The 615-nt window shown below is 45.0% G+C and carries 1 rRNA gene; it reads left to right on the top strand.

Annotated elements, in window-relative coordinates:
* Positions 1-271: 271 nt before the first annotated feature.
* Positions 272-615 (top strand): 16S ribosomal RNA (locus L4C39_RS20175); the annotation flags it as partial.

The raw sequence follows: 615 nt of genomic DNA, 5'->3' as shown, positions 1-615 counted from the left end.
ATCTGTGTGGGCACTCGTTGATGATAATCACTAGTTTCGTACTGTTTGTTTTCGCTTTTTAAAGCGAAAGTAAATTAAGTCGAAACAAAAGATATCAATGAACTGAGTGACCAATACAAGTTCTTAGAACTTGGCACAGTCAATTCATTACCATTCTGTTGGAATGGTAATAGCTTTAGAATTACATGTTTCTGTTCTTTTTCGAAAGAGCGGTAAATATTAGTTTTGAAGTCAGTATTCATTGAGCCGCATCTTAGGATGCAAAAAACTTTAATTGAAGAGTTTGATCATGGCTCAGATTGAACGCTGGCGGCAGGCCTAACACATGCAAGTCGAGCGGTAACAGGAAKTAGCTTGCTAMTTCGCTGACGAGCGGCGGACGGGTGAGTAATGCCTAGGAAATTGCCCTGATGTGGGGGATAACCATTGGAAACGATGGCTAATACCGCATAATGCCTTCGGGCCAAAGAGGGGGACCTTCGGGCCTCTCGCGTCAGGATATGCCTAGGTGGGATTAGCTAGTTGGTGAGGTAATGGCTCACCAAGGCGACGATCCCTAGCTGGTCTGAGAGGATGATCAGCCACACTGGAACTGAGACACGGTCCAGACTCCTA

It is taken from the genome of Vibrio clamense, assembly GCF_050337905.1.
GTDB classification, from domain to species: Bacteria; Pseudomonadota; Gammaproteobacteria; order Enterobacterales; family Vibrionaceae; genus Vibrio; species Vibrio cortegadensis.
This window is presented reverse-complemented; position numbering and strand designations above follow the sequence as displayed.